Origin of the sequence: Devosia sp. (assembly GCF_041917035.1) — a bacterium.
Taxonomy (GTDB): domain Bacteria; phylum Pseudomonadota; class Alphaproteobacteria; order Rhizobiales; family Devosiaceae; genus Devosia_A.
In genome coordinates this window covers 1-6,361 of the sequence record NZ_JAYRYM010000217.1, presented here as the reverse complement: position 1 = coordinate 6,361, position 6,361 = coordinate 1, and the positions used below count along the sequence as shown (strand labels likewise).

At 70.2% G+C, this 6,361-nt stretch carries 6 protein-coding genes; all 6 read right to left on the bottom strand.

Going from position 1 to position 6,361, the window contains the following annotated elements:
- The coding region (locus ACE3TU_RS17520; protein WP_374626528.1) for a putative bifunctional diguanylate cyclase/phosphodiesterase at positions 1–1,093 on the bottom strand (1,093 nt) is incomplete at its 3' end.
- A 187-nt stretch (positions 1,094–1,280) separates the two neighbouring features.
- Positions 1,281–1,784: a GNAT family N-acetyltransferase gene (locus ACE3TU_RS17515; protein ID WP_374626526.1), complete on the bottom strand. Its 504-nt coding sequence runs from the start codon at positions 1,782–1,784 to the stop codon at positions 1,281–1,283.
- Complete coding sequence (locus tag ACE3TU_RS17510) at positions 1,784–3,733, bottom strand: beta-N-acetylhexosaminidase (protein WP_374626524.1); 1,950 nt, start codon at positions 3,731–3,733, stop codon at positions 1,784–1,786. Before ACE3TU_RS17510 ends, ACE3TU_RS17515 begins: the two co-directional genes overlap by 1 nt.
- A 31-nt stretch (positions 3,734–3,764) precedes the next feature.
- The gene (locus ACE3TU_RS17505) at positions 3,765–4,820 is read right to left on the bottom strand and encodes a D-TA family PLP-dependent enzyme (protein ID WP_374626522.1); all 1,056 of its coding nucleotides are present in this window, start codon (positions 4,818–4,820) and stop codon (positions 3,765–3,767) included.
- Between the two features lie 82 nt (positions 4,821–4,902).
- The gene (locus ACE3TU_RS17500) at positions 4,903–5,187 is read right to left on the bottom strand and encodes an EscU/YscU/HrcU family type III secretion system export apparatus switch protein (RefSeq protein ID WP_374626520.1); all 285 of its coding nucleotides are present in this window, start codon (positions 5,185–5,187) and stop codon (positions 4,903–4,905) included.
- Positions 5,184–6,361: flagellar hook-length control protein FliK (locus ACE3TU_RS17495; RefSeq protein WP_374626518.1), on the bottom strand; the 1,178-nt coding region annotated here is incomplete at its 5' end. The genes ACE3TU_RS17500 and ACE3TU_RS17495, both read right to left, overlap by 4 nt.

The following is a 6,361-nucleotide window of genomic DNA, read 5'->3' as shown; positions in this document are numbered from 1 at the left end:
CCAGACCGCGCTCCGGATGCTGCCAGCGGATCAGCGCCTCGAACCCGGAGAAGGCCCTGGTGCCGAGGTTGAGGATGGGCTGGTAGTAGAGCTCGAACTCGCCGTTCTCGAAGGCGCGGCGCAGGTCGTGCTCGGTGCGGCGGCGCGCTTCGATGGCGCGATCCATTTCCGCCTCGAAGACCCGGATACCGCCGCGCCTGTCGCGCTTGGCTGCATAGAGCGCCAGGTCGGCCGAGTGCAGCAACTGGTCGATATCGGCGCCGTCGGACGGTGCGCAGGCGATGCCGATGCCGACCGAGACGCTGACCACCTCGCCGTCGAAATCGAAGGGCGCCTGGCAGACCTCGGCGATCCGCAGGGCGAGTGCCCGGGCACTCGCCGCATCGCCCCCGGCCTGCAGCACGGCGAACTCGTCGCCCCCCATGCGGGCGGCTGTATCGTCACGGCCGAGGACCCGGCCGATGCGCCCGGCGAACTGACGCAGCAGCGCATCGCCCGTGGCATGCCCCAGCGTATCGTTGATCGGCTTGAAGCCGTCGAGATCGAGGCAGAGCACGGCGAAGTTTCCGTCCTCGCCGCGCGCATCGAAGGCGCGGTTGACGCGCTGATAGAACAGCGTGCGGTTGGGCAGACCGGTCAGCGAGTCATGGTAGGCGAGATGGGTCAGCTCGGCCTGCATGTTGAACAGCTCGGTGACATCCTTGTGGGTCGATACCCAGCCACCGCCGGCCATCGGCTGGTGTGTCATCGAGATCACCTGACCCGAGTTCAGGCGATGGATGCCGCCCAGCGGGCGCTGCTCGTTGACGGCGTTGAGGCGGTCGGCGACATAGCCGGGACCATCGTCGCCGACATGGGTGTTGCCCTCGACGCGGGCCTCGAGAATCCGCCGGAAACTCGTGCCGCGGCGACCGAGTGAATCAGGCAACCGGTAGATATCGAGGAACTGCCGGTTGCAGACGATGAGGTGCCCCTGCTTGTCGTAGAGCGAGACGCCGTGGGCGAGGTTTTCGAGGATGGCCTTCTGGCGCAACTGCTGGGTGTGAAGCCGGCTGCGCGCCACCTGCAACTGGTGCCGGAGATCGGCAACCAAATCATCTCCGGGCGGACTCCCGGACGATTCCATCGCTGCTAGCGGATCTGGAACAGGGCGCTTGGGCAAGGCTGGGATCGTCCATCGGTGGCGGCGACCGGACACCAGGATCCGTCGCCCGCGCCCAGCTGCCTGAAAAGTACGTCAGCAACCGGCAAACACTACGGCGCCACGGTAAAGAGAGGGTTTAGTCTACCTGGCGGTCCTCGAGTTGTGGGCGCAGCATGCCGCGGTAAAGGCCCGGCTTCGACTTCGGGATGACCGAAGCATCGAGGCGCTTGCAGTAGAACTCGACCGGACCGGGGTCCCCGATGACGGCATACGCATAGCCCGCGGCACGCATGCCATTGAGGGTGGCAAACAGAAGGGCCTCGCCGACGCCCTGCCCGCGCGCCGCCGCATCGACGCCGGTTGGGCCGAAAAAGCCCTTCGCGGTCGCATCGTGGCAGGCAAAGCCGAGCAGCGCGTTGCCGCGAACGGCGAGCCAGACGGTGACCGGAAGCTGGCCGAATCCCATCTCGACTTCCGCCGCCCACAGGCTGCCGAAATGCCGCGTCACCCAGTCGAGCACGATGAGGCGTTCGGGCGGCAGGGCGCGCCGGATCTCGATGCCGGCGGCGGCGAGGCCGTCGCGCACGGGGCCCTGAGGCAGATCGTAGAGCCGGACCAGCAGGTCGCCGACGTCGCCCATCAGTCGTCTCCAGCCTGTTCGTGACAACCATAGAGATTCGGCATCAGGCCGGCCAGGGCGGCAAAGCGGGCATAGTCGCGGTGGTGGCTCCAGCCGGTCTCGGCGATGGCCGAGAGCCGGGGGAAGACGAGGCGATCGAAAACGGCGCGATCGGTCATCGGCTCGGACCAGATGCAGGCCTGGACGCCGCGCAGGTGCCGCTTCTCGGCTGCGCTCCAGCCCGCCGTCGGCTCGAAGCGGTAGGTGGCCTCGGGTGAGGAGAAGCCGGCCCAGGCGGCGCCGCACTCGTGCCAGTCGGCGGCATTGGCCATGTCGAGATAATAGGCTTCGCCGGGGGCAACGACCACGCTGTAGCCTGCCGCGGCCAGTTCGCGACTGGTCGCGGCGGACCGCCAGCCGACCAGGTAGCAGCTGTCGCGGTCGATGCCGCCGCCATGCGAGGCCTCTTCCCAGGCGCCGGTGATGCGGCCCTTGGCCGTGAGGAAGGCCTGCAGGCGGCGCAGGAAATGCGCCTGCAGCGGCGCGGCGCCACTGGCGCCCAGGCGCGCGCCGAGGGCGCGGGCGGCCGGCGAGGTCTGCCAGGCCTCGTCGGGCACCTCGTCTGCACCGACATGGAAATAGCGCGAAGGGAACAGCTCGAGCATTTCGCCCAGGATGGTCTCGACGGCGCCATAGACGGCCTCGATCGCCGGATTGAGGCAGTTGTTGGGGAAGCTCTGGATGGAGTGATAGAGGCCGTTCTCGCCGGGATCGCGCAGCGAGGGCACTGCGGCGAGAAGCGCGTAGCAGTGGCCGGGCATGTCGACCTCGGGGACGACGTCGATCCCCAGGCGGGCCGCCAGGGCGACGACGGCGCGGATGTCGTCGCCGGTGTAGAACCCGCCGGAGCGTTCCGGCCCGGCCCCGAGCAGCGGCGGCAGGGGCAGGCCATGGCCGCTCCAGGCGGCCTTTTCGGTGAGTTGCGGATAGGCCTCGATCTCGACCCGCCAGGCCTCGTCGTCGCTCAGGTGCCAGTGCAGCACGTTGAGCTTGTTCCATGCCAGGATGGCAAGGAACTGCTCGACCTCGTGGCGGCCGTAGAGGCGGCGCGCCACATCGAGGTGGCAGCCGCGCCAGCCCATCGCGGGGGCATCCTCGATCCGGCCGGCGGCGGGAAAGCTGAAGCGGTGGAGGTGCAGGCGCGCCCCGCGCAGGATCTGCCCGATCGTCACCAGACCGTAGAGGAAGCCGGTTTCGGTCGCCGCAGTGACAGTCGCGTGATCGGCGGCGAAGTCGATCGCATAGGTCTCCTTGCCGCCGTCACCGGTGACCAGGTCGACCCGGTAGCCGCCCTGATGGGCCGGGCGAACGAGGCCCTCGCCGGGAAACAGGCGGGATGCCAGCTCGGCAAAAGCGGTGGCAGCGCTTTCGGCGGCAGGCGAGGTCGGAACGGCGACGAGGCCCGACGGCGCGCTGCGGCGCCCGGAGACCGCAACGTGTTGCGGCCAGGGAATGATCGAAACAGGCACCGGCGGATGTTCAGGTACGGGAAAGGCCATCGTCCCCTTGCGGCGCACCGCGTCGCTGCCGGCCAGCCGGGTGGGCTCGGTGGGCAGCGCGCGGGCGCTGCCATCGGCGAGGATCAGGAAGCCGGTGACGGCGCCATCGGTCCAGTGGCGAATCGGATAGTCCAGCGCCCTGATCTCGATCGTCCAGACAGCGCCGGGCAGGAGCACGAATCCGGACTCCGGCGCGATCTCGCAATAGTTGGAGAGGCGAGAGACCACACGGCCGCCGACCAGTTCGGCATCGTCGCTGACGCGGGCCGGGCCGGAGAACCCAAGCCGGAAGCCGGACAGCGACGCCGACCCGCCATTCGTCACGAAGAGCCGGTAGCACGGTCCGGCATCCGCTGTTGCCGGCTGCCACTCGCTGGCGAGCGAGACATTCTCAAACCAATCGATGACCATTCTAATACCACTCCCCCGTGCGGAAGTAGCCCTAGTCGACTCGGCCGCGGGCGGCAACAGGCACGGTATCGACCACCGCATCGCCGGAGACGAGCTGCACGGTGTCGAACAGGTTGGAGATCACGCAGGCATGGTTGGGGATGATGCGCACACGTTCGCCGATGCGGGGCCAGTCGGACGCGACCGGCATCTCGATGACGCCGTGCTCTTCCGAGAGCGCCTTGATGGTCAGTTCGGTCCCCATGATCAGGCCGAAGCCCTCCATGCCGAGCAGATCGGAGGTGAGCGACTTGGAGCCGGTGTCAAGCACCACCCGCGTCGCCGTGGGTCGGCTGACGACGGTGGCAAGGATGGTGAGCGCGCAGTCATCGAGGCTCGCCGCATGCTCCTTCACCTGGAAGCGGTCGTAGTAGATGTAGGTCCCGGGCCGCCGTTCGGTCACCGGGCCGCCGCCGGGCGCCCACATGTCGGGGCTGTTGCCGCCCGAGACCCGGTCGACCGCGATGCCGGCGGTCCTGAACTGGGCAAGGGCGTCGGTCAGCCAGGCGTTTGACCTGTCTAGCCCATGCAGCGGCGGGTACGTCATCAGTCCGCCGAAGCGCAGACCCGGAGCCATGCCGATCTGCCGGGCAAGGGCGAGAGCCTGTGCCGGGGTCTGGACGCCGCAGCGGCCACCGCCGGTATCGCACTCGACCAGGACGGTGAGCGGTCGATCGGCGGAGAAGGTCGCGGCATAGCCGGCGACGGTATCGGGGCTGTCGGCGGTGACCGACAGGGCGACCCGCTGGTTCAGCGCCTTGAGGCGGGCGAGCTTGCGGCCGCCGACGATGTTGTAGGGCAGGAAGATATCGACGAGGCCGCCATCGGCCATCACCTCGGCCTCCCCCAGCTTCTGCACCGTGATGCCGACGGCGCCGAGCGCAACCTGGCGCTGCGCGAAGCGCGGCAGCTTGTGGGTCTTGATGTGCGGACGCAGCCGGTAGCCATGCTGATCGGCATGCGCCTGGGCGCGGCCGAGATTGGCCTCCACCCGGTCGATGTCGATGAGGACGGCAGGCGTGTCGAGGTCGGCAAGGGTCTTGGCCATGGGTCGGGTTCCGGATTCGGGCTGGGCCGGGGGGCGCACGAGACGTGGCACGACCGGGCCGGTCTGGGCAACCCGTCGCAGCTCAGGCGCGGAGCTTGCGGGCGTTGGCGCGCAGGACGAAACCGATGACCTCGGCGACCGCCTGGTAGAGTTCGAGCGGTATCTGCTCGTCCAGCTCGACGCCCGCCAGGGCTTCGGCGAGCGGCCCGTTGGCATCGATGGTGACGCCGCTTTCCGCCGCAATCTCGACGATGCGGCGCGCCACCTCGCCACGCCCCTTGGCGACGACGCGCGGTGCCTCGCGGCTACCCTTCTCGTACTCGAGGGCGACGGCGAGGCTGACGGGGCTCTGATCGGCGTCGGTCATCGCGCGCTGTCCACCAGTTGGCCCGGATGATGGGGACGTGCCGCGGGAACGCCGCGCCGGACTCGAACCGCGCCGACGTCGAGACCGTGCCGGGCGAGGGCCGGCGACAGTTCGGGAAGCATCGCCTCGATCGCTTCGGCCGTTTCCGCCTCGGCAGCCCAGACCGAGATGTTGGCGGTGCGACCGAACAGCGCCACCTCGGCGCCGACCTCGCCGGTAGCGCTGAAATGCACGGCAAAGCGCATGCGCCAGGCGCGCTCGCGCCGGGTCGGACGATGCCGGGCATCGCGTTCGACCTGAAGGTGCAGCATGGCCGTCTCGGCGCCGAGCAGGAGCGGGATTTCGACGCGGAGTTCGGGCCGGGCCGGCTGGGCATCAGCACGGATGGACTCTGGGGGCTGGGACGCCACCTGCATCAGCTTCAGCCGGGACAGTGCGGCGTCGGCGTGGCCGAGGAGGTTTCGCGCCAGTTCGGGCAGCGCCTGTCCGGAACTCGCCGGAGCCTGCGCCGGCGCGGCACGCGGCGACTCGCCGCGCAGCGGCATGGCGGCGCGCCGGGCCTCGGGCACGGTCGCATCGGCATCGTGGCCGAGCACGGCGAGGAGTCCGGCACGGAGCTGCAGGAGACTGTCCCTGACACCGGGTCGCGAGCCGGCAGCATCGGCGAGGACCCCACTCGCCAGCACGGCATCGCGCAGCACGGTCCCCGCCGGCGGCGCGCGGTTGAGATCGATCCGCCGCGCCAAGAGCCCGACAGCCGCTTCGACGGCCGGGCGAGGCAGGGCGCCCTGGGCGAGGGCGCCGGCGAGACGCGCCAGCAACGGTGCCATGCTGTCCTGGCGGGCGGCCACCTGGCCCAGATCGGCGAGGTTGAGCGGCGCGGACGGGGAGGCGACGGGCGCCTGAGGCGCGGGACCGGTCGGTGGTCGCGGCACCGTGGCGACGCCAGGCTGGAGGAGAGGCGCGGCCGAGCCCGGACGCGCGGGTTCGGCGGCCGAGGGCAGCGCCACCGGCGTGGTCGCTGCCGCGACCGTCACCGTGGACGACGGAAGCGCCGAAGCGACGACCGGTCGGCCCCCGGCCTGAGCGGGCGCGGATGCCGAGGGCGCCGCGGGCCGGATCGCCTCGGGCGCCGCAGGCGCCGGCGCGGTGAGGGCGGCCGCCGGCAGCGCCG